At 68.2% G+C, this 23,417-nt stretch carries 28 protein-coding genes, 1 tRNA gene and 1 pseudogene; 13 read left to right on the forward strand and 17 right to left on the reverse strand.

Annotated features, from left to right (window positions below; translation table 11 throughout):
• Window positions 1-52: 52 nt before the first annotated feature.
• Window positions 53-886, forward strand: coding sequence for an aldo/keto reductase (locus tag FCK90_RS10895; RefSeq protein WP_158034325.1), 834 nt, complete (start codon window positions 53-55; stop codon window positions 884-886).
• A 102-nt stretch (window positions 887-988) separates the two neighbouring features.
• Here FCK90_RS10895 and FCK90_RS10900 read toward each other — a convergent pair whose 3' ends face one another.
• The 4 genes from FCK90_RS10900 to FCK90_RS10915 form a co-directional block, all read right to left on the reverse strand.
• The gene (locus FCK90_RS10900) at window positions 989-2,245 is read right to left on the reverse strand and encodes an MFS transporter (RefSeq protein ID WP_158034326.1); all 1,257 of its coding nucleotides are present in this window, start codon (window positions 2,243-2,245) and stop codon (window positions 989-991) included.
• A 166-nt stretch (window positions 2,246-2,411) separates the two neighbouring features.
• On the reverse strand, window positions 2,412-2,873 hold the full coding sequence (locus FCK90_RS10905) for a MarR family winged helix-turn-helix transcriptional regulator (RefSeq protein ID WP_158034327.1): 462 nt from the start codon (window positions 2,871-2,873) through the stop codon (window positions 2,412-2,414).
• Window positions 2,874-2,963: 90 nt separating this feature from the next.
• Window positions 2,964-3,611 carry a transcriptional regulator gene (locus FCK90_RS10910; protein ID WP_158034328.1) on the reverse strand — a complete coding sequence of 216 codons (648 nt, stop codon included), beginning with the start codon at window positions 3,609-3,611 and terminating at the stop codon, window positions 2,964-2,966.
• The gene (locus FCK90_RS10915) at window positions 3,608-4,027 is read right to left on the reverse strand and encodes a DNA-binding protein (protein ID WP_158034329.1); all 420 of its coding nucleotides are present in this window, start codon (window positions 4,025-4,027) and stop codon (window positions 3,608-3,610) included. The genes FCK90_RS10910 and FCK90_RS10915 overlap by 4 nt, the downstream gene beginning before the upstream one ends.
• 57 nt (window positions 4,028-4,084) lie before the next feature.
• Between FCK90_RS10915 and FCK90_RS10920 the strand changes: the two genes are divergently transcribed.
• Both FCK90_RS10920 and FCK90_RS10925 read left to right on the forward strand, forming a co-directional pair.
• Entirely contained in the window at window positions 4,085-5,299 is a 1,215-nt protein-coding gene (locus FCK90_RS10920) for a PEP/pyruvate-binding domain-containing protein (RefSeq protein ID WP_158034330.1), read from the forward strand.
• Window positions 5,300-5,387: 88 nt separating this feature from the next.
• Window positions 5,388-5,990, forward strand: coding sequence for a histidine phosphatase family protein (locus FCK90_RS10925; RefSeq protein ID WP_158034331.1), 603 nt, complete (start codon window positions 5,388-5,390; stop codon window positions 5,988-5,990).
• A gap of 59 nt (window positions 5,991-6,049) precedes the next feature.
• On the opposite strand, the gene FCK90_RS10930 is transcribed toward FCK90_RS10925, so the two are convergent.
• The 5 genes from FCK90_RS10930 to FCK90_RS10950 are packed head-to-tail and all read right to left on the reverse strand — an operon-like array spanning window position 6,050 to window position 8,888.
• Entirely contained in the window at window positions 6,050-6,523 is a 474-nt protein-coding gene (locus FCK90_RS10930; protein ID WP_220433321.1) for a GNAT family N-acetyltransferase, read from the reverse strand.
• Between the two features lie 49 nt (window positions 6,524-6,572).
• Window positions 6,573-7,379, reverse strand: a complete 807-nt coding sequence (locus FCK90_RS10935) for a class I SAM-dependent methyltransferase (protein WP_158034332.1) — start codon at window positions 7,377-7,379, stop codon at window positions 6,573-6,575.
• Window positions 7,376-7,750 (reverse strand): cupin domain-containing protein, encoded by a 375-nt coding sequence (locus FCK90_RS10940; protein ID WP_246180183.1) that lies wholly within the window; start codon window positions 7,748-7,750, stop codon window positions 7,376-7,378. Before FCK90_RS10940 ends, FCK90_RS10935 begins: the two co-directional genes overlap by 4 nt.
• A 26-nt stretch (window positions 7,751-7,776) precedes the next feature.
• Entirely contained in the window at window positions 7,777-8,232 is a 456-nt protein-coding gene (locus tag FCK90_RS10945; RefSeq protein ID WP_158034333.1) for a hypothetical protein, read from the reverse strand.
• A complete protein-coding gene (locus tag FCK90_RS10950; RefSeq protein WP_158034334.1) occupies window positions 8,229-8,888 on the reverse strand; it encodes a helix-turn-helix transcriptional regulator in 660 nt (219 codons plus the stop codon). Before FCK90_RS10950 ends, FCK90_RS10945 begins: the two co-directional genes overlap by 4 nt.
• Before the next feature lie 261 nt (window positions 8,889-9,149).
• Between FCK90_RS10950 and FCK90_RS10955 the strand changes: the two genes are divergently transcribed.
• From FCK90_RS10955 to FCK90_RS10965, 3 genes are read left to right on the forward strand one after another with little or no spacing between them, the layout of a single operon-like run.
• Entirely contained in the window at window positions 9,150-9,521 is a 372-nt protein-coding gene (locus tag FCK90_RS10955) for an ArsR/SmtB family transcription factor (RefSeq protein WP_158034335.1), read from the forward strand.
• Window positions 9,522-9,526: 5 nt separating this feature from the next.
• Complete coding sequence (locus FCK90_RS10960) at window positions 9,527-9,997, forward strand: SRPBCC family protein (protein ID WP_246180190.1); 471 nt, start codon at window positions 9,527-9,529, stop codon at window positions 9,995-9,997.
• Window positions 9,998-10,051: 54 nt separating this feature from the next.
• Complete coding sequence (locus FCK90_RS10965; RefSeq protein ID WP_158034337.1) at window positions 10,052-11,131, forward strand: TIGR03086 family metal-binding protein; 1,080 nt, start codon at window positions 10,052-10,054, stop codon at window positions 11,129-11,131.
• 69 nt (window positions 11,132-11,200) lie between these two features.
• On the opposite strand, the gene FCK90_RS10970 is transcribed toward FCK90_RS10965, so the two are convergent.
• A complete protein-coding gene (locus FCK90_RS10970) occupies window positions 11,201-11,830 on the reverse strand; it encodes a TetR/AcrR family transcriptional regulator (RefSeq protein WP_158034338.1) in 630 nt (209 codons plus the stop codon).
• A gap of 91 nt (window positions 11,831-11,921) precedes the next feature.
• Here FCK90_RS10970 and FCK90_RS10975 point away from each other — a divergent pair, with 91 nt between their 5' ends.
• Window positions 11,922-12,536, forward strand: a complete 615-nt coding sequence (locus FCK90_RS10975) for a sugar O-acetyltransferase (protein WP_158034339.1) — start codon at window positions 11,922-11,924, stop codon at window positions 12,534-12,536.
• Between the two features lie 340 nt (window positions 12,537-12,876).
• On the opposite strand, the gene FCK90_RS10980 is transcribed toward FCK90_RS10975, so the two are convergent.
• From FCK90_RS10980 to FCK90_RS10990, 3 genes and pseudogenes are all read right to left on the reverse strand, one after another.
• Entirely contained in the window at window positions 12,877-13,437 is a 561-nt protein-coding gene (locus FCK90_RS10980; RefSeq protein ID WP_158034340.1) for a dihydrofolate reductase family protein, read from the reverse strand.
• 162 nt (window positions 13,438-13,599) lie between these two features.
• Window positions 13,600-13,893, reverse strand: a pseudogene (locus FCK90_RS10985) (RidA family protein); the annotation flags it as partial.
• A 43-nt stretch (window positions 13,894-13,936) separates the two neighbouring features.
• Window positions 13,937-15,031 carry an SDR family oxidoreductase gene (locus FCK90_RS10990; RefSeq protein ID WP_158034341.1) on the reverse strand — a complete coding sequence of 365 codons (1,095 nt, stop codon included), beginning with the start codon at window positions 15,029-15,031 and terminating at the stop codon, window positions 13,937-13,939.
• A gap of 183 nt (window positions 15,032-15,214) precedes the next feature.
• On the opposite strand from FCK90_RS10990, the gene FCK90_RS10995 reads away from it, so the two are divergent.
• Both FCK90_RS10995 and FCK90_RS11000 read left to right on the forward strand, forming a co-directional pair.
• Complete coding sequence (locus FCK90_RS10995; RefSeq protein ID WP_158034342.1) at window positions 15,215-16,129, forward strand: helix-turn-helix transcriptional regulator; 915 nt, start codon at window positions 15,215-15,217, stop codon at window positions 16,127-16,129.
• Entirely contained in the window at window positions 16,122-16,583 is a 462-nt protein-coding gene (locus FCK90_RS11000) for a hypothetical protein (RefSeq protein WP_158034343.1), read from the forward strand. Before FCK90_RS10995 ends, FCK90_RS11000 begins: the two co-directional genes overlap by 8 nt.
• Window positions 16,584-16,609: 26 nt before the next feature.
• Here the strand turns inward: FCK90_RS11000 and FCK90_RS11005 are convergent, their stop codons facing one another.
• Window positions 16,610-17,215, reverse strand: a complete 606-nt coding sequence (locus tag FCK90_RS11005) for a hypothetical protein (RefSeq protein WP_158034344.1) — start codon at window positions 17,213-17,215, stop codon at window positions 16,610-16,612.
• 194 nt (window positions 17,216-17,409) lie between these two features.
• Window positions 17,410-17,482 (reverse strand) — tRNA-Ala (locus FCK90_RS11010).
• 68 nt (window positions 17,483-17,550) lie between these two features.
• On the opposite strand from FCK90_RS11010, the gene FCK90_RS11015 reads away from it, so the two are divergent.
• The gene (locus FCK90_RS11015) at window positions 17,551-18,564 is read left to right on the forward strand and encodes a LysR substrate-binding domain-containing protein (protein ID WP_158034345.1); all 1,014 of its coding nucleotides are present in this window, start codon (window positions 17,551-17,553) and stop codon (window positions 18,562-18,564) included.
• Here the strand turns inward: FCK90_RS11015 and FCK90_RS11020 are convergent.
• On the reverse strand, window positions 18,561-19,568 hold the full coding sequence (locus FCK90_RS11020; protein WP_246180214.1) for a mechanosensitive ion channel family protein: 1,008 nt from the start codon (window positions 19,566-19,568) through the stop codon (window positions 18,561-18,563). The two genes, FCK90_RS11015 and FCK90_RS11020, sit on opposite strands and share 4 nt — an antisense overlap.
• A 243-nt stretch (window positions 19,569-19,811) precedes the next feature.
• On the opposite strand from FCK90_RS11020, the gene FCK90_RS11025 reads away from it, so the two are divergent.
• Window positions 19,812-20,561, forward strand: coding sequence for a DedA family protein (locus tag FCK90_RS11025; RefSeq protein ID WP_246180216.1), 750 nt, complete (start codon window positions 19,812-19,814; stop codon window positions 20,559-20,561).
• Between the two features lie 54 nt (window positions 20,562-20,615).
• On the opposite strand, the gene corA is transcribed toward FCK90_RS11025, so the two are convergent.
• Entirely contained in the window at window positions 20,616-21,692 is a 1,077-nt protein-coding gene (gene corA / locus FCK90_RS11030) for a magnesium/cobalt transporter CorA (RefSeq protein WP_158034347.1), read from the reverse strand.
• Between the two features lie 164 nt (window positions 21,693-21,856).
• Between corA and FCK90_RS11035 the strand changes: the two genes are divergently transcribed.
• Both FCK90_RS11035 and FCK90_RS11040 read left to right on the forward strand, forming a co-directional pair.
• A complete protein-coding gene (locus FCK90_RS11035) occupies window positions 21,857-22,294 on the forward strand; it encodes an NUDIX hydrolase (RefSeq protein ID WP_158034386.1) in 438 nt (145 codons plus the stop codon).
• Window positions 22,291-23,358, forward strand: coding sequence for a glycine betaine ABC transporter substrate-binding protein (locus tag FCK90_RS11040; protein ID WP_158034348.1), 1,068 nt, complete (start codon window positions 22,291-22,293; stop codon window positions 23,356-23,358). Before FCK90_RS11035 ends, FCK90_RS11040 begins: the two co-directional genes overlap by 4 nt.
• Window positions 23,359-23,417: the final 59 nt, after the last annotated feature.

Below are 23,417 nucleotides of genomic sequence, written 5' to 3' on the forward strand. Positions count from 1 at the left end.
TCATTGACATCCGCGATCCGAGGCATGTCCCGGAAGAAAGAGGTTCTCGACGATGCATGAGAAGCGTATCTCCCACAGCGGTCTCGAACTGCCCCCTATCGGATTCGGCACGTACCGGCTGAGCGGCACTGAAGGGGCGGACACCATCGCCCGTGCCATCGATGCCGGCTACACGCTGCTGGACTCCGCGTTCAACTACGAGAACGAGGGAACGGTGGGCGAGGGGGTCCGGCGCGCCGCCCGCTCGCGCGATGAGCTGATCGTCACCTCCAAGCTGCCCGGCCGCCACCAGCGGTACGACCAGGCGCTGACCACCATCGAGGAGAGCGTGTTCCGCTCGGGCCTGGACCACCTGGACCTCTACCTGATCCACTGGCCCAACCCCTCCCAGGACCTGTACGTCGAAGCATGGAGGGCCTTGATCGACGCCCGTGAGCGCGGGCTGGTCACCGCCATCGGCGTGTGCAACTTCCTGCCGGAGCACCTGGACCGGCTCCAGGCCGAAACCGGGGTCCTGCCCGATGTCAACCAGATCGAGCTGCACCCGTACTTCCCGCAGGACGAGCAGCTGGCCTACGACGCGGAGCACGGGATCCTCACCGAGGCGTGGAGTCCGCTGGGCCGCGGCAACGATCTGCTCGGCCGCGAGGACATCGGCGAGATCGCCCGCGCCCACGACGCCACGCCCGGCCAGGTGGTCCTGGCCTGGGCCATCGCCCGGGGCGCCATCCCCCTGCCGAAGGCCGCCTCCGCCGACCGCCAGCGGGAGAACCTCGACGCGGTGGACGTGACCCTGAGCGAGGCCGAACTGGAGGCGATCACCGCTCTCGGAAAGCCCGACGGGCGGCTCGCGGACCAGGATCCCGCCACGTACGAAGAGTTCTGAGGCCTCGCCGGTCTGTCCGGCCTGCTTCCTCATACGAAAGGCCTGGGCCGTGGCGACTCCGGTGAGTCGCCACGGCCCAGGCCCGATCCGGGAAGGTGCGGCTTACGCGGCATCTCCCTCGGTGATGATCGTCGCCTCCTGCTCCACGCTCTCATGAGGCCGTCCGATGTGGGCCAGGAAGCGGCCCGCAACGATCAGCGCCACGATGGACACGATGAGCGAGGCTGCGCCCAGCCAGTACGGTGCGGGCGCACCGAGTGCCGCCGCGACGGGTCCGGCGACGGCCGGGGCGATCGCGCCGCCGATGAAGCGGACGGCCGAGTAGGTGGAGGACGCCACGTTGCGCGGCAGATCGGTGGCCTCCATCACGGCCTCCGTCAGCGAGGTGTTCATGACGCCCAGCAGCAGGCCGCTCACGATCACCACCGTGATCAGGCCGGGCAGGGAGTCGACGAAGACGCCCAGCAGGACCAGGCAGATCGTGAGTCCCGCCAGCATGGTGAAAAGAACCGGGCGCAGGCCGAACCGGCGGGTCAGGGCCGGGGCCACGAGCACCGAGGTGATCGCCAGGGCCACGCCCCATCCGAAGAACACCAGGCCCAGCTCATGGGCGCCGAAAGCCTCCATGCCCGCAGCGGCCGCGGCGTGCTCCATGGGATAGGGGCTGTAGGCCAGCAGTACGAAGAAACCGAAGTTGTAGAAGAACGCGACGGCTCCGAGCGAGAGCAGTGCGGGGTTGCCCAGGGCCTTGAACCCGGCCACGATCGAAGGACGCTCGGCGCGCTGGGCGGCCTGTTCCTCGGCCGTCGGCTTCGGCGTGCGCAGCAGGACGAAGATCGCGACGAAGGCGATGGCCATCAGACCCGCGGTGCCGAAGAACGGCCCGCGCCATGACAGCGACCCGAGGACACCCCCGACGAGGGGGCCGACCGCCATGCCGACACCGAGGGCGGCCTCGTAGAGGACGATCGCCTGGCGTGATCCGCCCGAGGCCGCCGCCACGATCGCGGCGAGGGCGGTCGAGATGAACAACGCGTTGCCCAAGCCCCACCCTGCGCGGAAGCCGATGATCTCCCCGACGGAGCTGGAGGCGCCGGCCAGCCCGGCGAAGACCACGATCAGGACGAGGCCCGCCAGGAGGGTCCGCCGGACGCCGAGGCGCCCGGAGACCCAGCTGGTGAAGAACATCGCGATGCCCGTGATGAAGAGGTAGCTGGTGAACAGCAGCATGGTCTGCGACGAGCTCGCGCCCAGATCATGGCTGATGGCGGGCAGGATCGGATCGACCAGGCCGATGCCCATGAAGGAGATCGCGCAGGCGAAGGCGATCGCCCAGACGGCGGTCGGCTGACGCAGGATTGACGACTTGCCCCCAGAAGACTTGTCCTGGGGCGACGGGGTGGAGGCTGCTTGCCCTGCTGCGCCGGAAACCGGCGTCGAGCCCGTTTCCGGGTGGGATTCCGTGACGGTAGACGTGGTGACTCCTCAGATTGCGTGTGGTCGGGTTGTGTCTGTCGGGTGCGGATCAGGCGCGCGGATCGTCGATCTGCTCGCTGAGCCGCTGCATGAGTTCGACGGCCCGCGCGAGGGTGGCCCGGTCGAAGTCGGAAAGCTCGTTGAGGTGCGGCCTCACCCGGTTCGCCGAGACGCGCCGGTACTCGTCGAGGGCGGTGCGCCCCTCCGGCGTGATGCTCACGAGGGATGCACGGCCGTCCTCCGGGTCGGGGTGCCGCTCGACCCATCCATCGCCCTGCAGGCGATGGACCAGGCCGGTCATGGAGGGCTGTGCGACGCGCTGCTGATGGGCGAGGGCGCTCACGCGCGCTGCTCCCGAGTGCTCGAGCTCGGCGAGCACCCGCCAGGCGACGAGTGAGTACCCGAGGCCCGAAGCCTGCCCCGCGATCCGCGAGAACCTTCCGCTGGCGCGAGTCAGATCAAGAGCAAGTGCATCGGTGTCCGATACTTCGTCTTGTTGATCTTGGCTCATGACATAGGACTGTACCACTAATTACATAATGTAGCTATGTATATTAGCGGAGACCTGTTGAAGTGCTGGGTCCAACCCTTCGACGCCCGCTCAGCCGTCCGGCAGCTGCTCGCCACCGCGATCGATGCCGAGGGTCGCGATGAGATCCTCGTGGAGCTGGAACCAGACGCGATGGCAGGAGTCGATGTGCGTCTTGTCCACCCAGTCGTACTCCCCGCGCTGGGCTCGGTTCAGTGCCGCCTCGAAGCGCACGTCGTAGCCGCTGAATCTCTCGAGCACCGCGGTGAGCCGGCCGACCAGAGGTGAGAGTGCTTCACTGAGCTCGCCGAGCTCCGCCAGGACACGACGGTCCCATATCGGGTCCGTATGGGTATTGGGCGCGAAGGGGGAGTCTGCGGTGGGTCTGATCTGCCAGTCGGTGCAGGCGCGTACCAGCCGTCCATTGAGGGGCAGGAACTCGCGATAGACCGCCGCGATCCGGCCTTCGGGGTCGGCCGATGTGCGCTCGCGGGCCAGCTCGCGCTCGTTCTCCGCCCGTCCGGCCTCGGTGAGGGACCATCCCTGCAGGTCGGCGAAGGCCGTGTCCTGGGCCCAGCCGCGTGATCTCGCCTCCTGGAGTGCGGCCACGGTCTCGTCGTGGGGGATTCCTGCGCGGTCGGCAATGACGGAACTGTCCGCGAAGCCGAGCAGCCGGATGGTGTGGAGGATGCGTGCGCGGTGCCGTGGATCCTGGTTCATGATCTCCCGTCCTGTCGAGCGTTCAGCCGTGTGTAGTGCTGCTGGCAGGCCTGAGGCGAGCGGAAGCCGGTCGCCTCGGCGATCTGCGCCCAGGTGAGTCCGGCGGTCCTCGCCGTGAAGAGCAGTCCGGTCTCCATGCCCTCGATCTCCTCCCGAGCCGCGGGGAGCAGCGAGAGCGCGCTCAGCAGATCCTCCGGTGCCAGCTCTGCGGATCGCCACAGCGCGAACTGGGTCAGGTCGGTGGTTGTGGGTGGTGCGGGTTCCGGCCGCCAGGGGCGCCGGGGGAGCTCGCCGGCGCCGAGGGAGAGGAGCCGGTCCCGTGCTGTTCGTTCTCGTTGCGCCTGATCGTGCTCCCCGTCTTGTGCTGCCGGGGGCGCCGATGGATGGCCGGGTGGGCGATCGTGCTTGCGTTCCATGAGGATCACCCTGCACAATCAACATAATATTGTCAACAAATTGTTGAAGGAGGGCTGATGATTCTGACGCTCCAGGAGGCGGCAGCCGGAACCTGCGGGGGCAAGGCCGCGGTGCTCGCAGCCCTGCTGCGGGAGGGACTACCGGTCCCCGACGGGTTCGTGGTGCCCTTCGCGGCGCACCGCTCGGCATCCGCCGACCCCCAGGCGCCGTTGCCGCGGAGGCTACGGGACCAGGTGGCCGCAGCACTCCGCCGCCTGGGGGATTCTCCGGTCGCCGTGCGGTCCTCGGCCGCGAACGAGGACACCGCGGGCGCCTCGGCGGCGGGACAATACGAGAGCTCCCTTGCCGTCGAAGGGGTTGAGGGCGTCCTCGAGGCCATCGGCGATTGCTGGGCCTCCGCCTCCTCGGAGCGAGTGGCGGCCTACCGCAGCCATGCGGGCGTTCACGAGGCGGGTACGGGATCGGAGATGGCGGTCCTCGTCCAGCGCCATATCGATGCCGAGGCAGCCGGGGTGATGTTCACGCCTTCCCTGCCGGGGGAGCCCACCAGGATCGAGGCGAGCTGGGGGCTGGGGATCGCCGTCGTGAGTGGGACGGTCAGCCCGGACGCGTACGAGGTCGGAACGGACGAGGCTGTTGGGCGGGTGCTCGGGCACAAGGCCATGCGCGTCGACCGGGACCGGAACTCGCCCGGCGTGATCACTCATGATGTGCCACAGCGGCTCCGGGAGGAACCTGCGCTGGCGGATGCCGACGTTGTCCATCTCGCCTCTCTCGGTGCTCGCGTGGCGGGGCTCCTCGGCGGGGCTCAGGACATCGAGTGGGCGGTCGCTGACGGCAGGACATGGTTGCTTCAGGCGCGGCCGGTGACAGCGCCGCTGCCGACGGGCCCGTCCCGGGGTTCTCTGCCAGGCGATGCGCCCGCGTCAGGCGGTACACCATCGTCGGGCGGTACGACCCTGCACGGGGTCCCCAGCGCTCAGGGGACGGCGACCGGGACAGCCTGCGTGATCCGCAGCCCGTCCGAATTCGGGCGCGTCCGGAAAGGGAGCATCGTGATCTGTCCCTATACCGACCCGGCCTGGACGCCCCTCTTCACGGTGGCCGGCGGCATCGTCACGGAGGTGGGAGGGGCCCTGTCCCATGCGGCGATCGTCGCCCGCGAATACGGCCTCCCCGCCATCACTGGTCTCCCGCGTGCCACCGAACGCATTCCGGACGGTGCTCGCCTCACCATCGACGGCGCTGCCGGGACCATCACGATCCGCTGAGGGCCTGACCGGATCACCTCCAGCAACCCCTAACCGACCGGAAGGAGGCCGGGCACTGTGTCGGCAGACGCCGTCGTCCGGAACCCCAATGTCCACAAGATTCCTCTACGTCGCCAGGCACGGCGCCGCCGATGTCTTCGGAGAGCTCACCGAAACCGGTCGCGAGCAGGGCAGGCTGCTCGGCCGGCGCCTTGCGCATCTGCCCATCACCGCCGTGTGGCACTCGCCATTGCCCCGGGCGGTCGCAACCGCTCAGGAGGTCGGCGGTCTGCTCGGGCGGAACGTCCGGGTGGAGGAGGCTCCGGAGCTGATCGACAACGTGCCCTACGTCCCCGCGCCCGAAGAGATCCCGCCCTCCTGGACGCCGTTCTTCGACGGCTACGACGCCGAGGAGGCGGCGGAAGGCCATCGCATCGCTCGAAGCCTGATCGCCCGATTCGCCGCCGCGCCGGACGCTGGGGAGGACGTCCACGAGGTGCTCATCACGCACGCCTATCCCATCGCCTGGCTCGTGCGCGATGCCTTCAAGGCACCGCTCGCGCAGTGGCTCGGCCTCAACAGCGCCAACACCGCACTCACCGTGCTCGAATACCGACCGGGGCTCCCGCCCACCGTGGTCATGTTCAACGAGATGAGCCATCTCGGCCCCGAACTGCGCTGGACGGGATTCCCCGCTGCGGAGCGGGCCTGAAGGCCCTGCCCATCCCGGTCCCATGTGTCGACGGTCAGTGGAACGTATGAGGCAGCGCCTCAGAGCTCCCGGAGATAGCAGAGCATGCGGTAGTCCTCGCCCGGCTGGATGTTGGTGAAGCCGTATCGTTCGTAGAAACGGCGGGTGTCCTTGTCCACTTCGTCGACGTTGATATGCATCTCGATCGCTCCTCGGGCCACGACCTCGTCGACGGCGCGGCGAAGGAGCTCGGAGCCGATTCCTCGGCCGCGGAGCCCGGGCCGCACGTAGAGCTCCTCGAGCTGGGCCAGCGGGCCGTCGCCGTAGGGAGTGGGACGCAGCGTGAGATAGCCGAATCCCACCGCGGAGTCGAGTTCGGCCAGCACCACCAGCACGTCCTGGCGGGCGAGGAGGGTCTCGAAACGGATGGCGAGCTCCCCGGCGGCCGGGGTGGGGCTGCCGAACTCCCGGTTGAAGTCGGAGAGCATGGTGCCGACGACCGCCGCGTCTGCCGGCTTGGCGACCCTGAGGCGGGGCCCGTCCCGCGTGTCCATGGCGATCATCCTGCCACGACGGCCGGCCGCTGGCTGCCGATGGCGGGGCCTAGCCGTTCTCCGGTTTGCGGGCGACCAGTGCCACCCCGCGCAAGGTGTCCCTGTGCGTGCGGAAGAGGGAGCGCATGGACAGCACCCGGCGGCGGGCATCGGAGTCGCGCAGCACATTGCGAAGGATGCGCAACGTGCCGCGGACTCCTTCGTCGGCGAGGTTGCGGCGCATCTGCAGCAGCGCCATGGGCGCGGTGCCGGTCCACTCCACCACCAGGCCCTGTCCTTCGAGAAGCTCTCGCCATTCCGCGACGGTCAGGGGACGCGCATTGACCTTGATCGCCCGGGCGAGGTCCTTGCGGAGCTCCGTCTTGAACCCCGCATCGAGGGTGTCGGGATACAGCCCGAGCTCATGGATCGCATACCGACCTCCGGGGCGTAGCAGGCGCGCGGCCTCGGCGATGATCACCTGCTTGCCGGCCTCCGACTGCATCGTCAGCATCGCCTCACCGATCACGAGGTCGGCCGAGGCACCCGTCAGCCCCGTCTGCGCGGCATCGGCGTGCACCACCCTGCCCCGTGCTCCGATCGCCTTCTCGGTCAGCCGCGCGGCGTCGGCGTCCTTCGCCACCCCCACGTAGGTCCGGGGGCCGATGGCCAGCAGCTCCGTGGCGGTCCGGCCCAGTCCCGGTGCCAGCTCGACCACGTCGGCGTCCGCGACGCCGGCGTGGGAGAGCAGCTCCCGGTTGAGGCCGAGCCCTCCAGGACGGAGCACCCGCTTGCCCAGGCGTGCCAGCAGCCAGTGCCCCGGCACGTCGGCCGTGCGGCGCTCGGCGAACGGCACCCGATCGTCGTCGTGGTTCATGACCGCGCTCCTTGCTGTGAACGGGCGTCGCGCCGGATGCTGAGAAGGAACACGCTGTCCTCGACCGCCACCACGGAATGCCTTTCGGACGGGATCGCGATCAGATCCCCGGTTCCGAGCTCCCAGTCCTGCTCCTGCCCGATGAGCCTGATCTTCCCGGTCAGGACCTGCAAGGTGGCCTCCGGGGGGCTGTCGTGCTCGGCCAGCTCGGCTCCGGCCAGGAGCGCCAGTGCCGTCTGCCTAAGCAAGGCGCCGCCGTGGTAGACGGTGTGCGCTGCGCGGCGCGCTGTGGCCGAGTGCGCCTCGGTGAGCAGCTCGTGCTGCATCGCGATGAGGTTGACCGGTTGCAATCCTGATATCTGCTCGGACATGGGTCCTCCTTCTTCCTGCTGATTTGCTAATGGACCGCCTGGGCTGCCCCGGCCACCAGCAACGCGCCGAGGAGCAGGCAGACCGCTTTGACGACTTCGAACCCGACGTAGACCCAATGCGCATGCGAGCGCCGCTCAGCCGTCCCGCCCGCGAGCACGCGCGCCGAACGCCGTCGTAGCGAGGGCCGGACCACCAGCAACTGCACCGCTAGAAGCACGACGGCGGCCACCAGGAGCCAGGCTCCGGCGGGTACGGACCCCTGGGACCAGGGCCGGCCTATCAGCAGGCCGAAGGCCACGACGAGCGCGAGGAGGATCTCGGCCGTATTCAGCGCGGCGAAGACGATCCGGCCGATGCCGAGCCCGATCTGGGTGGTGACCCCTGGGGCGCGGAACTTCAACGGTGCCTCCACGAAGGAGATCGCCAGCACCATGCCGAACCAGACGAACGCCGCTGCGGCCGCGGCCATCGGACCGGTCATCTGGCATCGCCCCGGGACAGCCGGGCGCGGCAGATGGTGGGGGTGACGAACGGCTCCAGGGCGGCGAGATCCACCGGGGCGTTCCAGCCCGCGAGGGCGCCGCGCATCAAGCCGGCGTGCATGTCGCAGATCAGCCCGCCGTGTTCGGCGACGGTCTCCCGGAAGGGGCAGTTCAGCAGCTCCACGGTGGTGGTGTCGGCGCGGCGGGGAGCGAATCCGAGGTCGTCCAGCAGCCCCACCAGCTTGCGGACCGGCTCATCGCCGTCGCCATCGTCACTGTCGTCTCCATTGCCACCGGTAGTCTCCCGGTCGGCGTGCTCGAGCCCCCAGGCGTAGCCGGCCTCCGTCGCACGGGCGCGGCCGTGTTCGTCGGCGGCGAGCTGGGAGGCGAAGATCCCTGCCAGGAACTCGTACCGGCGTTCACCGGGTCCGGCGACGGCGCGGTAGAGCACCGGAGGGCGACCTCGCCCCGCGGGCGCCGGGGCGACTCGCTCGATCGCCCCGGCGTCCTCGAGCGCGTCGAGGTGGAACCGGACGGTGTTCGGATGAACGGACAGCCGCCGGGCCAGCTCGGTCGCCCCCGTGGGGCCCTCGGCCGCACGAATGGCCCGGAGCACCCGTTGCTGCCGCCTGGTGATCGATTCCGTCTCCGTCATGCCTTTATTTTATCCAATGAGTATTGGAAAAAATAATGAGTTGGCAACCCGCTGGCTTATAGCGGCCGAGCGGTCGATCTGACCGGCCGTGAGCTGTGACGGGCGATCGGGTCGACCACTCGCCGGAGTGGGGCGATCAGATCGACCAGTCGGCCCGGGCGGATGAGGGTGCGGGTGGTGGACGCGGGTGGGGTGGGCCTTGCCGACGACGCCTCGCACAGCTATTGTGTAAGCAATTACTTACGGTAAGGATTTACTTACATGGCTGCAACGGATTCCCTGAGCGTGGCGTTCGCCGCGCTGGCGGACCCCACCCGCCGTGACATCCTCCGCCGGCTCCGCAGTGGTTCGAGGACCGTCGGTGATCTCGCGACGAACTACGAGATCAGCCGCCCGGCGGTCTCGCAGCACCTTGCGGTCCTGGAGAAAGCGGGCCTGGTCACCCGAGGCCGGCGCGCCCGGTGGAACGACTGCTCGCTGACCTCGGGCAGCCTCGACGACGCCGCCGCATGGATCGAGGAGCAGCGCGCCGAGTGGGACGATCGCCTCGACCGGCTCGGTGAGCACCTGACGAACATCGCTTCCGACCACGATCCAGAGACAAGAACCGACGGAACGCAGAAAGAGGAATGATCCCGATGGACACGACCCAGGGCTTCACCATCGTCCGGCAGTACGACGCCGCGCCCGAGCAGGTATGGCAGGCGTGGACCGACCCCGACCAGGCCGCACTCTGGTGGCATCCTCGTGGGCTCAGGATACCCAGGGAGTCCGTGATCCTCGACGTCCGGGTGGGCGGGCGCTACACCTACACGATGGTGCGAGAGGACACGGGCGAGGAGTTCGTCACGGCCGGCGTCTACCGCGAGGTGGTGCCGTGCGAACGGCTCGTGTTCACCTGGGGCGAGGCCGACGACGACCCGGAGGACGCCCCCGTCGTGGCGCTCACCTTGGAGCCCGCCGACGGCGGCACCCGCCTGACCTTCGAACTGCGCGGCGTCCAGGGCTCGCCCGGGGACGACTACGTCTACGACGGCTGGGACCAGGCGCTGGAGATCCTCGCCGAGCTGCTGCACGACAACCCGCGCGGCGGCACCTTGCGAGGATGACGCCGTCAGTGCACGGTGAGTACCCGGAGAACTGACGCGGAACGGAGAGTCCCCATGTTCGATCTCAACCCTGCGGCTGCCCAGATGCAGAGGCTGGTCTCGGGCGTCCGCGAGGAACAGCTCGATCGTCCGACCCCCTGCTCGGACTGGACGGTGGGCGACCTGCTCGCCCACATCAACCAGTTCGCGACCGTCTTCGCCCAGAACGCGCGCAAGGAGCAGGTGCGGCCCCCGGAGTCCCTGCCCGATGACTGGAGACAGGCCATCCCCGCCCGGCTCGGCGACCTGAGCCGGGCGTGGAGCCAGGAGACGGCGTGGCAAGGCCGGGTGGCCGCCGGAGGCATCGAGATGGACGCGGAGGACAACGCCGTCGTCGCAATCGAGGAGCTGACGGTTCACGGCTGGGACCTCGCCCGGGCCACGGGCCAGGACCTCAGGGTCGACGACACCCGCCTGGACCTGGTGGACCGGTTCTTCGAGCTGTTCGGCGAGGAACCGTTCGGCCCGGCTGCGCAGGCTCCGGATGGCACGCCGCGGCTGGAGCGGACCGTCGCACGGACCGGCCGGGACCCGAGGTGGTCACCGCGGGCCGCCCAGGAGATCCGGATCCGCCCGGAGACCCCCGCGGATGTCGAGGCCATCCGCGACCTCACGACGGCTGCGTTCGACCCGGTGCCCTACAGCGATGGCAGCGAACCGCAGATCATCGATCGGCTCCGGGCGGACGGCGACCTGGCCATCTCGCTGGTCGCGGAGGACCCATCGGGACGGATGATCGGCCATATCGCCTTCTCGCCGGTCACGGCGGGCAACGCCGCGCGAGGCTGGTACGGCCTGGGTCCGGTCGCCGTCGACCCCGGTCGTCAGGGCGAGGGCGTGGGTCGGGCCCTCATCGAGGCGGGGCTGGCGGCGCTGAAGAAGTTCGGCGCCTCCGGCTGCGCACTCGTCGGCGATCCGGGTTTCTACACGAGATTCGGCTTCAGCGGCGGCGCCCTGAGTTATCAGGACATGGAGCCCTCGCTCGTGCAGCACCTCGTGCTCGATGACCTTGCCCCTGACGACGCCGATGCCCCTCCCGCCGGAGAGCTGCGCTTCCCGAAGGCGTTCGACGTCGCCGCGGAGGGCGGCTCCTGAGAACGAGCGATGGTGTTCTGCAGGTGGGGTGGGGATCTCGCCACCCGGTGAACTGCTAAGAGGCGGCGTCTACTGCCGGAAGGCCTGTGCTTCTTGCACGAGGGGGGATTTCTCATCGGCCCATGAACCCGCGCGGATGAGGTCCCAGAGCCTCTCGAGGTGCGCGACCATGTCGACCGAGGGGTCGAGCAGCCACTGCTGCTGGAGGCCGTCGGCGCTCGCGATGATGAGGTTGGCTGCCTCCTCGGTCTGCACGTTCGGCCCGAGCTCACCGGCATACTGCGCCTTCTGGATAGCTTCGCGCATGAAACTCCGGGTGCGCTCATGCCGTTCGATGAAGAAGCTGTGGGCCGGGTGCTTCCCGAAGCTCGCCTCGGCGGAGTACTCGATGTAGAGCTGGACCAGGCCCGGGACCGTGGCGTTGTGGGCGATGACGTCCAGGAACCCCCGGAAATCGCGTCTCGGGTCCCAGAACGTGGCGACGTCGTGCCGGTCGCGAGCACGGAGGACCTCGATGAAGAGCTCCTCCTTGGACCCGAAGTAGTGCATGAGCCCGGTCGGGGACAGCCCGGCGCGCTCCGCGATGTCCCGGTTCAGCGTGTTGTGGTATCCGTTCTCGGACACGACTTCGAGCGCGACCCGAAGGATCTCCTCGCGTTTGGCCACGCCTTTCGAATAGGGCCCTCGGGCTTTGCTCATGGAACAATTCTACGGAAGACATCGCGAAGGTGGTCCCCGACGCGGTTATGAACCAGACCATGAACCGTGGCTACGAAAACGAAGGAGCGGCATGGGCATCAGCGGAGACACCGCCTGGCAGCGAATGGTCGCCGGCAGGACGTACCGGTCCACCGATCCCGAGCTCTCGGAAGCCAGGGCCGCTACCAAACGCATCCTGCACGAATACAACACACTGCCGCCCGACGCAGAGGAGCGGCGGATGGAGTTGCTGCGCGGTCTGCTGGGCTCGGTGGGGGAGCACCTCTGGATCGAGCCCCCGTTCCGCTGCGACTACGGCCACCAGATCACCTTGGGCAGCGGCATCTTCGCCAACTACGACCTCTCCATCCTCGATTGCGCGCCCGTCACGATCGGCGACATGGTGCTGTTCGGCCCTCGCGTCACGATCGCGACGGTGAGCCACCCGATCGATTTCCAGCAGCGCACCGGGGACATGTACGAATACGCCCGGCCCATCACGATCGAGGACGGCGCATGGCTCGGCGCGCACGTCGTCGTAGGCCCCGGGGTGACCATCGGCGCTCGGTCCGTGATCGGCGCGGGCAGCGTGGTGACCGCGGATATCCCGCCCGACGTGGTGGCAGCCGGCGTTCCCTGCAAGGTGCTGCGACCGATCACCGAGCACGACCGCGAGGAATACCTGAGCGCCTACGGCGGGCTGTAGGGCGGGAGCGGCTGCCCTACCAGGGTTGCAGCACCGGATGCCCGTCAGCCGCTTGCCCCGACGCACCGGGCACCCATATCGGCCAATGCCGGTCAGCAGTACGGCACGTTGACGGCCAATCCGCCCGTGGCAGTCTCCTTGTATGGCGAGCCTTTCGCGAGAACGCTGTACGACCCTCAGCATCGACCGATGAATGTGTCCGGCGTATCACATGCCCGATAATCTGCGCTGTCGCCGCCTTTGCAGCAGATAATCTGCGGAAGGGCCGCACGCCCTTCTCGGTCAGAAGGCCACGGGCCTCATGGCGCCCTCAAGGATGCTCGCGTCCTCGATCCGCCGCTTACTTGCTCGATCGGTAGCGCAGCGCCACGGCCCCCGAGCGGAACTCGTGGCGATCCATCAGGTCGAGCTGGATGCGCTCGTGCAGACCGGCCAGCAATGTCGGCCCGTATCCGGCGACAATCGGCTGCACCAGGAACTCGTACTCGTCGATCAACCCCAGATCCGCCAGCGCCAGCGGAAGCGTCACGCCTCCCACCCACAGGCCCTCGCCCGGCTCCTGTTTGAGCTGCTCAACCGCCTGGCCCAGATCGCCGCCCAATAGCTCGGCGTTCCAGTCGACCTCGTGCAGGGTGCTGGAGACCACGTACTTCTTCGCCCGGTCGATGGTCTCGGCGAAGGGGATCTCCCACTCCTCCATCCACTCGGGCCAGGTGCCCGAGGCGGGTTTGCGCCAGGCCGATTCCATCATCTGGTAGGTCACCCGGCCGAACAGCAGGGCATCGGCCCGCGCCATCTCGGCGGTCCAGTAGCTCATCGACTCCTCATCAGGGGCCACGCCCGCCTCGTGATGACAGCAGCCGTCGAGCGTGGTGTTGATCGAGTATCGAAGTGGTCTCATCGCGCTGCTCTCCTTCGAGGCGCACCCGTGTTCACCGAGGTGGATTCAGGCTACTGCCGGCACCCGCGCTTTTCGAGAGCCTGTGAGGAGGAGATGGAGAGGCGAGCCACGACTCCGGGATAGAGCCGGCGCGAGGCCCGGTGGTCCTCGCCGTGGGGTGAGTTACTCGGCGATGGCGGTGGTCTCCAGTTCGACGCGTACACCGGGTTCGAAGAGGTGGTCCACGCCGATCAGTGAGGCCGGGGGCATCGGCTGGGGGATGCCGAGTTCGTCGGCGATGCGTTCGACTCCGGCCATGAACCCGCCGATCTGATCGGGGGACCAGCGGGTGACGTAGAACGTCATGCGTACGACGTCGGCGAAGGAGGCGCCCGCTCCGGCGAGTGCGCGCGCGGTGTTGCGCAGCACCTGCTCGACCTGGGCGTCGAGCTCCTCGCCGCCGACGGGCCCAGTGCTGTCCTCCGGGACCGTCGGCGGCGGTGCGGGTGCTCCAAGCGAGTCAGCTCTGGCGTGGTCGTGGGGGTACTAGGCCGTCGGCTTCGTAGCGGTCGAACAGCTCCAGGAATGCCCGCTCGGTGCTGATGTAGGTGTCGAATCCGGCCAGGCGACTCTTGGTCATGTCCGCGACGACCTCGACCTCGACGCCGAGATCGCTGTCGGTGTGCCAGAACGACGCCACCTGGTCCAGGCGGTCTTCGGCGAGTCCGTACTTGCCGGCGATGTCGGCCCAGACCTGTTCCTTCCCGGCCATCTGCTCGACCAACGGCCGGGGCTCGGAGTTGGGTGCTTCCCAGGCGACGCCGAGGGCGTCGGCCAAGCGCGGCCACAGCCACCGCCAGCGGAAAACCTCGCCGTTGGTCACGTTCCAGGCCTCGTTGCCGATCCCCGGGGTGGTGGAGGCCCAGATCATCTGCTCGGCGACAGCCCGCGAATCGGAGATGTCAGTGAGGCAGTTCCACACCAGCTCGGTGCCGGGGAAGATCAGCGGGGTGCCGGTCTCCCGGGCGATCGCCCCGTGGACGGCGAACGTGAGAGCGAAATTCATCGCGTTGCCCACAGCGTGCCCGGTGACAGTGTGCGCCCGGTGCACGCTCCAGGTGAAGTCATCCCGCTCAGCCGCGGCGAACAGCTCGTCTTCCTGGGCGTAGTAGAAGTTCGGCACATCCAAACGCTCGGACTCCTCCCGGAACGGAGTCTCGCGCATCTCACCAGTACCGAAGGCCTCGAACGGGCCCATGTAATGCTTCAGCCCCGTCATCAGCGCAGCATGCCTCACCGACCCTGCCGGGGAGAGCGCGTCGAAGAGGTTACGCACCATCGCCCCGTTGACGCGGATGTTCTCTTCCTCGTTGTCCTGCCGCGACCAGGCGGTGAAGAACACATGCGTCGGGCGGACATCCTTCAACGCTTGCGTCACGCTGTCCGCGTCCTGCAGATCAGCCAGGACCGGACGCACCCGCGGGGGCAGCTCGTGGGCCGAACGTGACAGGCCGTAGACATCCCAGTCGTTGCGGATCGCGAGCCTGCGTGCGATCTCGGAACCGACGATGCCATTGACACCGACGATGAGCGCGGTCGAACGATAGTCGTTCATATGTCCTCCTCAGAGACAGTTCGAGGTTTCAAGAAGCCGCACCAGCCCGAGGGCCGGCCGACGCTGATTCCCCAGTCTCGACGCAGATCACGGGGGCAGCCAGACACCCGTTGATCGTGCGACCGGCGTTGGTACCACTGACAGGGATACGCTCAGCGCAACAGGCCCGCGTACCCTGGTTGTATGAGCAGTGCACCCCAGCCAGGCGGCCTGGGCGCGTTCCTGAAGTCTCGCCGCGATGCCCTGAGCCCGGCTGAGGCGGGCATCGCCGACCGGGGCAAACGCCGCCGCGTGCCGGGCTTACGCCGGGAGGAGGTTGCCCAGCTCGCCGGAGTCTCCGTGGCCTACTACGTCCGCCTCGAACAGGGCCAGGCACACAACGCCTCCGACGAAGTGCTCCTCGCGATCGCTCGCGCCCTGTGCCTGTCGCAGACCGAGACCGAACACCTGCTCGATCTGGCCAAGCCCTCCCCGATGAAAGCCCCACCACGCACGCGCCCCGAGCACGCCCACCCGCTGTCGCTGACGATGCTGGAATCACTTGGAACCCAGCCGGCAGTGCTGCTGGGTCGACGCAACGACGCTCTGGCTTGGACCCCGACCGGGCACGCGCTGCTGGCCCCGCATCTACCGTTCGATACCAGCGACCCCCGCACCCGGCCATCGCTGCCACGGCTGCTGTTCCTCGACCCGCAAGTTCGCGCCTCCCAACCGGACTGGGAAGCCGAGGCCCGCACCTACGTCGCCTACCTCCGCCTCGTCAGCGGCAAGTACCCCGACGACACCCGCCTGGCCGAGCTCGTCGGTGAGCTGTGCATGAAGGACGCCGACTTCGCCGCGCTCTGGGCCACCGGCCACGTCAAAGCGTGCACCGGGGGCACGAAACGCTTCCAGCACCCCCTCGTGGGCGCACTAACCGTGAACTTCCAGGTCTGGCTCCAAGCCGACACCCCCGATCATCGACTCGAGGTCTACACACCAGCCGACGAACCCTCTGCCGACGCTCTGGCCCTGCTGAACACCCTCGTCCAAGAGAAACGGACAACCCACAACGAGCAAACCAGCCTGATGACACCCCAGAGCGGCTCGGATGACTGAACACAGCCGAGGCGCGGCACTCATCGCAAAACCGCCATCACTTCGACGTGATTCCATCTGCACCGGCCGCCGGTTCAAACGCAACAACTGCCAGCGCGCCGCCTTCCGCGTGCACCCTGTCGAGCAGGTCGTCGAGGACCAAGCCATTCGTCCTGCTCAAGGCCGCATCCGCGCCAGCCTCCACGTCACCAGCCGACTCGACACGCTGGAGATGGCCTACAACAAAGCCAAAGTCGGCCTCGAGGCGATCTTTTGGCCTCCTCACCGACATCGACGTCGCCACCCTCGAACCGAACGAAGCCACCGCTACGAAACACAGGCCACACAACGAAAGAACCTTGCCCCTTCCCTCCAGCTGACCGCCTCCTCGCACCGCGCAATCCGTCGTCGACACAAGCTCACAGTGGTTTCTCAGGAGCAGAGGACCGCCGACCGGCACCGGTACCGCGGTTGACGGCAGCGATGCTGAACTTATGCGCGTTATCGGAGCACGACCACCCGGCCCAATAGTGCTCGCATTGGCGCGCGCCGATGCCCCGATCGATTCCCCGTCTCGCACCAGGCGATGTGGGCATCCAGGATGCCGATGGCCTGAGCCGGTGGCATCGGTCTGCCGTGCCAGGCCGGAATTCGCCCGCTCTCGGAGAGCGGTTCCACGCCAACGTGCAAATCCGAGCCCTGACCCGCGACCAGGGCGACCATGTGCCGCACTGCGGCCCACTGCTCGACGGTGGCTGGGGCCATCAGCGACTCGTCGATCGCCAGGCATGCGAGGGGGCGTTTGCAATCATCGCTGAAGAATTCGGCCCAGATGCCGGCCTTCTGCGGGCTGCGGAAGTCGATGGCCGCGAATGCCCCGTAGGGCACGACTCGGCGTCGCGTGCGGATCAGCTGCTCGGCCGGAGAGATGGTGAGTCGCGGCAGAGTGGCTCTGGTCAGCATGAACAGCGCAGCGGCACCCAGGCCGATGAGGGCCATCGCCCATGGCGGATGGCCGGACCAGAGCATCGCGATCATCGTCAGGAGAGCGATGATTCCCATACAGATCCAGAACCACCGTCCGAAGCCACGGTTGCAGCGCACCATCGCGGGAAGTGGGGAGAACATCAAGCACAGTGTAGGAGATGCCGAGACGCGTACGTCCGCAAAGTCGAGGTCACTCGTGGCACCGGAGACGTCCGATGAGGTGCAGGCACGCCTCAACACCATTTCCAGGCCACACAACGAAAGAACCTTGCCCCGCGATGATGCGGGGCAAGGTTCGAACGTTCAACTTTACGTGGAGCTAAGGGGAATCGAACCCCTGACCTTTTCATTGCGAACGAAACGCTCTACCAACTGAGCTATAGCCCCGTACAACGTCGATCATCGTACGCCTGCCTGCCGCCTGGTGCCAAAGTCCGGCGTCTAGGGTGGTGCGCATGACCGAATCTGCGGATCCATCCGCGCCGCTGCACCAGCAGCAGGCCCACCAGCAAGAGCCTCAGCCCGAGTCGTCTCAGGATGGGGAGCAGGATGCCGGCCAGGCACCGGAACCCCAGCCGCTGCGCTTCGGCTATGAGACCGGCATGATGCCCGGCAAATGGATCGAGCGCTGGCGCGACCGCTTCCCGGGGACGGAGCTCGCGGAGCAGCAGCTCGAACCCGGCACGTGGCGCGAACTGCTCGGCGAGGATGTGGACGTCGCTCTGGTGCGGCTGCCCGCCCACCCCCAGCGCGGCAGCGACGACCTCGAGGGGCTGCGCGGTCACTACCGCGCCATCGAGGTCTACCAGGAACTCCAGGTGGTCGTACTGCCCACCGAGAACGAGCTCACCCTCCACGATGAGGTCCCCCTGGCGGATCTGGCCGGCGAATGGCTCCTCCAGGATCTGTCCGACCTGCCCGAGCACGTACCGTCCGCCACCGGCGCGGGAACCGACGACGACGGCAACCCCCGATCCCTCCCGGAGATGCAGGGAACGGAGGAGGCCATAGAGCTGGTAGCAGCGGAGGTGGGGCTGCTGGTCGTCCCCATGTCCGTCGCCCGCTGGTACCACCGCAAGGACCTCACCTACCGGGTGGTGCCCGAACTGCCGCCGATCGCCGTCGTGATGGTGTGGCCCCAGGACCTCCCCGAGGACACTGAGGCCATGGTCCAGGAACTCGTGGGCGTGGTGCGTGGACGCAAGAAGGACAGCTCCCGCAGTTCGCACCACGACGACGATGCCCCCGCACCCCAGCGCGCCGCCTCCCCGGGCAAGAAGGGCAAGGCCAACCAGTCCAAGCCCGGCACCACGAAGCTCAAGCCGGGGGAGCGGCCCGTGGCCACGGCTAAGGGGACCAGCCGAGGGGACCAACTCAAAGGCAAGCGCATGGCCGGACGGAATCCCCGCAGGCCGGGCAAGCCGGGACGGCCCGGAACCCGCAGCGGGGGAGGGCGCAAGCGCCGTTAGCCGCGCTCGGGAGCGCCCTGGGAGCCCGTGGTCGCGGACCGGGGATCTGCCGAGCCGGGCTCCGCAGGAGCGGTCCCCGGGGCGCCGGCCTCGGCGGCCTGCCCGTACGGACCGGCGCTGCCGCGCACCACGGTCTGGTTCAGCAGCGGAACCGAGAGACCCTCGCGGTCGAGCATCTTCTTGACCTTGACCCGCATGGCCCGGCTGACCGCCCACTGCTGGGAGGGAGCGGTCTTGACCGTCACGCGCACGGTCACCGACTCGCCGGTCAGGGATTCCACCCCCAGGACCTCGGGGGAGCCCATGACGGAAGCCCCTACCTCCGGATCGTTCTTGAGATCCTCCAGCGAATCCTTGAGACGGGCGGTCATGGCGTCCAGATCGCCGTCGTAGGGGAGGGGGACGTCCAGGACCGCACGGGCCCAGCCCTGGGAGGAGTTGCCCACGCGCAGGATCTCGCCGTTGCGCACGTGCCACAGCGTCCCCTGGACGTCGCGGACCTGGGTCACCCGCAGCCCGACCTCCTCGACCGAGCCCGAGGCCTCACCCAGATCGACCACGTCGCCGATGCCCAGCTGATCCTCAGCCACCATGAATATGCCCGCTATATAGTCCTTGACCAGTGACTGCGCCCCGAAGGACAGAGCTACACCGGCGATGCCCGCTGAAGCCACCACCGGTGCGATATTGAAGCCCAGCTCGGAGATGACCATCAGCAGTGCAATGGCCCAGACAGCCAGAGTAGCCACGGAAGCCAGCACCGATCCCACGGTCTTGGCCCGCTGGACCTGGCGCTCGCGCGCCAGCCCGGCATCCTGGACCCACTGGGCCTTGCCCGCGTCCAGCTTCCGCACCACGCGGGAACGGGTGCCGCGTTCGATGCCACGGGTGATCCTGCGGATGATCAGCCGGATGGCCGCCGAGGCGACTCCCGCGATGACCAGGATGAGCAGGACCCGGAAGGGAACGCCCAGCCAGAACTCCCAGGAAGCCACATCGGGCATAGTTGTGCTCGCATTCGCCAGTAGGTCCATGGGGAAAACCATAGTGGGCCCGTCTCAACGCCGACTTAGTATCGACTTGCCGCCATCGCAGTCCGCCCGGTGCGCTCCCTGAGAACCCCGCGCCGAATACTCCACGCTGACAATCCCACGCCCACGATCTCAAGGAGCCCCATGCCCGCTGCAGCTCTGGCCCCCGCCCTCGCCGGACTCACTTCCGCCGTCACGACGACGACCGGCCTTCCCATGCAGAGCGCCGCCGAGGAGTCCGGGCTGACCGGCATCGCAGGCTGGGCGGTCAACGTGATGGACTCCATCGGGGCGCCCGGTGCCGGCCTGCTGGTCGCGCTGGAGAACCTGTTCCCCCCGCTCCCGTCGGAGATCATTTTTCCCCTGGCCGGGTTCACTGCCTCCCAGGGAGGCTTCACCCTGTGGGAGGCGCTGTTCTGGACCACGTTGGGCTCGGTCGTGGGCGCCATCGCCCTCTACTGGCTCGGAGCCCTGCTGGGCCGCCGTCGCCTGTATGTGATCGCGGACAAGATGCCCCTGGTCGACATCCACGACGTCGAACGCACCGAGGACTGGTTCGACAAGTACGGGCCCTACACCATCTTCTTCGGGCGGATGGTGCCGATCTTCCGCTCCCTGATCTCGATCCCGGCGGGCATCGAGCGGATGAACTTCGCCATGTTCGTGGGCCTGAGCCTTGCGGGATCGCTGATCTGGAACTCGATCTTCGTGCTGGCGGGCTGGTTCCTGGGCTCGCAGTGGCACGTAGCCGAGCAGTATGCGGGGATCTTCTCCAAGGTGGTCTACGTCGCGGTCGCGGCCTTCATCGTGTGGTGGGTGACCAAGCGCATCCTCCGCAACCGCCGCGGTCTGGCCGACGGGGCCCGTGAGGAGACGGTCGATGAGGTCCTGGCCCGCCGCGACCGGACCATGGCCGAGCACGCCCAGGAGCGCGAGGAACGCAAGGCATCCCGCCGCAAGGCCTGAGTCAGGCCGTCAGTCGGGGAGCCCGGGCAGCCCGAGGGGCCGAGTCGGGAGCCGCTACAGCCAGTCCTTGTGCTTGAACACCAGGTACAGCACGACGGCCACGCCGAGCATCAGGGCCAGCGCGAACGGGTAGCCCAGGGCCCAGTGCAGCTCGGGCATGTCGTCGAAGTTCATGCCGTAGATCGACCCGATCATCGACGGCGCGAACAGGATGGCCGCCCATGAGGAGATCTTCTTGGTCTGTTCGTTCAGCTCCATGGCCGCGTCGTTCTGACGGGCCGCCGTGAGCGTGGCGTCGAGCTGCATCGCGTCGTTGAGCTGGGCGCGGAAGGACTCGACGCGGGCGGTGACCATCAGCACGTGGTCGCGGACGTCGCGGAGCATGTGCTGCAGCTCCTCGTCCGTGTGCCACTTCTTGAACCCGGCCTCGAACTGGTCGGCCAGGATGGTCAGCGGGCTCACCGCCCGGTGGAACAGGTTGACCTGGCGGGCCAGCTCGTAGATGCGCTGGGAGACGTCGGTCTCGCCTTTGAACAGCGAGTCCTCGATCTGGTCGATATCGTCCTCCACGCCCCGCAGGATGGGGAAGTAGTCGTCCACGACCTGATCGATCAGGGCGTAGAGCACGGCGTCCGGCCCCCGGGACAGCAGGTCGGGGTCGTCCTCGACCCGCTGGCGCACCTTTGCCACGCCCGTGGTCTCGGAGTGCCGGACGGTGATCACGAAGTTGGGGCCGGTGAACACGTGGATCTCACCCAGGCGGATGGCCTCGTCGTCGTCGTGGTAGGAGGCGGGGCGCAGCACGGTGAAGAGGGTCTGGCCGTAGCGCTCCGCCTTGGGGCGCTGATGGGCCTGGATGGTGTCCTCGATGGCCAGCTCGTGCAGTCCGAACTGCTCCTTGAGCGCGGCGATCTCGGATTCGTCGGGCCGGTAGAGCCCGATCCACGCCATACCGCTGTGCTCGTGGTGATGATCGGCATCGGTGCACCGTGTATGCGGCTCCACGTAGCAGTCCCGATCCCCGGCGTCGGCCTGGTCGATCTCGGAGAGGAGCTTGAAGGTCTCCTCCAGGCTGGAGGGAGAGGCCACCCGGCGGCCTGCCCGGTACACGGCGTTGTCCACGATGCTCACCGGCCCATTATGGCCGGAAGACCGGCGCGTCCGGTGCGGTGCGGACGTCATGCGTACGGCGCGGCATCGATCCGGTCCCTAGAATGTTTCGCATGGTTCACCGGCAGGCGGCATCCCCAGACCCAGACGTCCCCTCACCGACGGCGTCGGGGGCCGGCGGCCCCATGTCGACCCGACCCGGCGCGTATGCGGTGGTGATCGAGCACGACCGCATCCTGCTGAGCCGGTGGGTCCCCAGCAACCCGGACATGCAACCCTCCTGGACGCTCCCCGGCGGGGGCATGGAGGCGGAGGAGCAGCCGGCGGACACCGCGATCCGGGAGGTCTTCGAGGAGACCGGCTACACCGTGGAGCTGCAGGAGCTCCTGGGCGTGAGCAGCTTCTACATCCGCTCCGACCAGCGGCAGACACCGGGTGCGGGCCCGCTGCACGCCTTGCGCATCGTCTACCGCGGGCGGGTCACGGGCGGCACGCTCACCCCCGAGGTGGGCGGTTCCTCCGACGACGCCCGGTGGATCCCGCTGGATGAGCTCGACCAGTACCCGCACCTGGACCTGGTGCGGGTCGGCCTGGACCTGGCGAAGACGGGGGCCACGGCATGACGCGGCGTTCCGGTCAGCGCCCGAGGCACCCCTGGCGCAAGGCGGCCGCGGCAGCGCTCGGAACGGGCCTGCTGGTGCTCAGCGCATGCGGTGACGGCGGCGGCTCCGGGGATCCCACGCCCACGCAGGAGGCCACGGCCACCAGCGTCGTCGTCGGCGCGGGTCCCACCCAGCAGACCCAGACGGTCGCGCATGTATGGGCGCTTGCCCTGGAGGATGCGGGCATGACCGTGGAGATCCGGGAGCTCGACGGCGGCCGCGCCGAATATCTGACGGCGCTGGAGGACGGCGAGATCGACCTCTACCCGGACTACACAGGGGACCTCTACCTCGAACTGCGCGGCAACGCACCGGAGGGGCCCGGTTCGAGCGTCGACGAGGATCCGAGCGCCTGGCCCGCCGCTACGGCCTCGCCGTCGCCCACGGAGACCGAGGGGAACCTGGTGGATTCGCTGGCGAACATGCTCGGCCAGGGCCAGCAGGGTGTCACGGACGAGGACGTCGAGTCCGCGCTGTCCGAACAGCTGCCGGAATCGGTGCAGACGCTCGACGCCGCCCCGGCGGAGAACAAGCGGGTGCTGGCCACCACCGCCGCCACCCAGGCGAGGCTGTCCCTGAACTCCATCGCCGACCTGGCGGATCACTGCGGCGATCTGACTTTCGGAGCCATCTCGGGGGAGGACCAGGCCTCGGTGACCTCCACCGCGATCGAGGAGACCTATGACTGCGCACCGGGGGAGATCCGCGAGTTCGGCTCCCAGTCCGAGGTCGTGCAGGCGCTGCTGGCGGGGCAGATCGACGTCGCCGCGATCCTCTCGGCTACACCTGCGATCGAGGAGAACTCCCTGTGGGTCCTGGAGGACAACCGGCACGCCCTGGTCCCGGAGCGCGTCATCCCCGTGGCGGCGAGCGAGCTGAGCGATCAGGCGGTGGGCGAGGTCAACGGCATCTCGGGGCAGCTGGACACGGACGCCCTGGTGCTGCTCACCCGGATGACCACCTCCTCCACCCCGTACTCGCCCGGGGAGGCGGCCGAATACTGGTACGGGACGGTCAGCGAGTGACCGCGGGCACGGCACGGGTGCGCCCCGGCCGTGAGAACGCCCGGGCCGGGGGTATCGTG

This window comes from Kocuria coralli, assembly GCF_008831305.1.
GTDB lineage: Bacteria > Actinomycetota > Actinomycetes > Actinomycetales > Micrococcaceae > Kocuria > Kocuria coralli.

Excerpts from the sequence above, each read along its gene's own strand:
- FCK90_RS10930 (WP_220433321.1), bottom strand. The coding sequence starts at position 6,523 with ATGGACACGCGGGACGGGCCCCGCCTCAGGGTCGCCAAGCCGGCAGAC.
- FCK90_RS11005 (WP_158034344.1), bottom strand. The coding sequence starts at position 17,215 with ATGGTGCGCTGCAACCGTGGCTTCGGACGGTGGTTCTGGATCTGTATG.
- FCK90_RS10920 (WP_158034330.1), top strand. The coding sequence starts at position 4,085 with ATGATTCTGACGCTCCAGGAGGCGGCAGCCGGAACCTGCGGGGGCAAG.
- FCK90_RS10940 (WP_246180183.1), bottom strand. The coding sequence starts at position 7,750 with ATGTCCGAGCAGATATCAGGATTGCAACCGGTCAACCTCATCGCGATG.
- FCK90_RS11040 (WP_158034348.1), top strand. The coding sequence starts at position 22,291 with ATGACGCGGCGTTCCGGTCAGCGCCCGAGGCACCCCTGGCGCAAGGCG.
- FCK90_RS10950 (WP_158034334.1), bottom strand. The coding sequence starts at position 8,888 with ATGACGGAGACGGAATCGATCACCAGGCGGCAGCAACGGGTGCTCCGG.
- FCK90_RS11000 (WP_158034343.1), top strand. The coding sequence starts at position 16,122 with ATGACTGAACACAGCCGAGGCGCGGCACTCATCGCAAAACCGCCATCA.
- FCK90_RS10970 (WP_158034338.1), bottom strand. The coding sequence starts at position 11,830 with ATGAGCAAAGCCCGAGGGCCCTATTCGAAAGGCGTGGCCAAACGCGAG.
- FCK90_RS10935 (WP_158034332.1), bottom strand. The coding sequence starts at position 7,379 with ATGAACCACGACGACGATCGGGTGCCGTTCGCCGAGCGCCGCACGGCC.
- FCK90_RS10945 (WP_158034333.1), bottom strand. The coding sequence starts at position 8,232 with ATGACCGGTCCGATGGCCGCGGCCGCAGCGGCGTTCGTCTGGTTCGGC.
- FCK90_RS10960 (WP_246180190.1), top strand. The coding sequence starts at position 9,527 with ATGGACACGACCCAGGGCTTCACCATCGTCCGGCAGTACGACGCCGCG.
- FCK90_RS10990 (WP_158034341.1), bottom strand. The coding sequence starts at position 15,031 with ATGAACGACTATCGTTCGACCGCGCTCATCGTCGGTGTCAATGGCATC.
- FCK90_RS11035 (WP_158034386.1), top strand. The coding sequence starts at position 21,857 with ATGTCGACCCGACCCGGCGCGTATGCGGTGGTGATCGAGCACGACCGC.
- FCK90_RS11020 (WP_246180214.1), bottom strand. The coding sequence starts at position 19,568 with ATGCCCGATGTGGCTTCCTGGGAGTTCTGGCTGGGCGTTCCCTTCCGG.
- FCK90_RS10910 (WP_158034328.1), bottom strand. The coding sequence starts at position 3,611 with ATGAACCAGGATCCACGGCACCGCGCACGCATCCTCCACACCATCCGG.
- FCK90_RS10895 (WP_158034325.1), top strand. The coding sequence starts at position 53 with ATGCATGAGAAGCGTATCTCCCACAGCGGTCTCGAACTGCCCCCTATC.
- FCK90_RS10995 (WP_158034342.1), top strand. The coding sequence starts at position 15,215 with ATGAGCAGTGCACCCCAGCCAGGCGGCCTGGGCGCGTTCCTGAAGTCT.
- FCK90_RS10975 (WP_158034339.1), top strand. The coding sequence starts at position 11,922 with ATGGGCATCAGCGGAGACACCGCCTGGCAGCGAATGGTCGCCGGCAGG.
- FCK90_RS10965 (WP_158034337.1), top strand. The coding sequence starts at position 10,052 with ATGTTCGATCTCAACCCTGCGGCTGCCCAGATGCAGAGGCTGGTCTCG.
- FCK90_RS10915 (WP_158034329.1), bottom strand. The coding sequence starts at position 4,027 with ATGGAACGCAAGCACGATCGCCCACCCGGCCATCCATCGGCGCCCCCG.
- FCK90_RS10925 (WP_158034331.1), top strand. The coding sequence starts at position 5,388 with ATGTCCACAAGATTCCTCTACGTCGCCAGGCACGGCGCCGCCGATGTC.
- FCK90_RS10980 (WP_158034340.1), bottom strand. The coding sequence starts at position 13,437 with ATGAGACCACTTCGATACTCGATCAACACCACGCTCGACGGCTGCTGT.
- FCK90_RS11015 (WP_158034345.1), top strand. The coding sequence starts at position 17,551 with ATGACCGAATCTGCGGATCCATCCGCGCCGCTGCACCAGCAGCAGGCC.
- FCK90_RS10905 (WP_158034327.1), bottom strand. The coding sequence starts at position 2,873 with ATGAGCCAAGATCAACAAGACGAAGTATCGGACACCGATGCACTTGCT.
- FCK90_RS11025 (WP_246180216.1), top strand. The coding sequence starts at position 19,812 with ATGCAGAGCGCCGCCGAGGAGTCCGGGCTGACCGGCATCGCAGGCTGG.
- FCK90_RS10955 (WP_158034335.1), top strand. The coding sequence starts at position 9,150 with ATGGCTGCAACGGATTCCCTGAGCGTGGCGTTCGCCGCGCTGGCGGAC.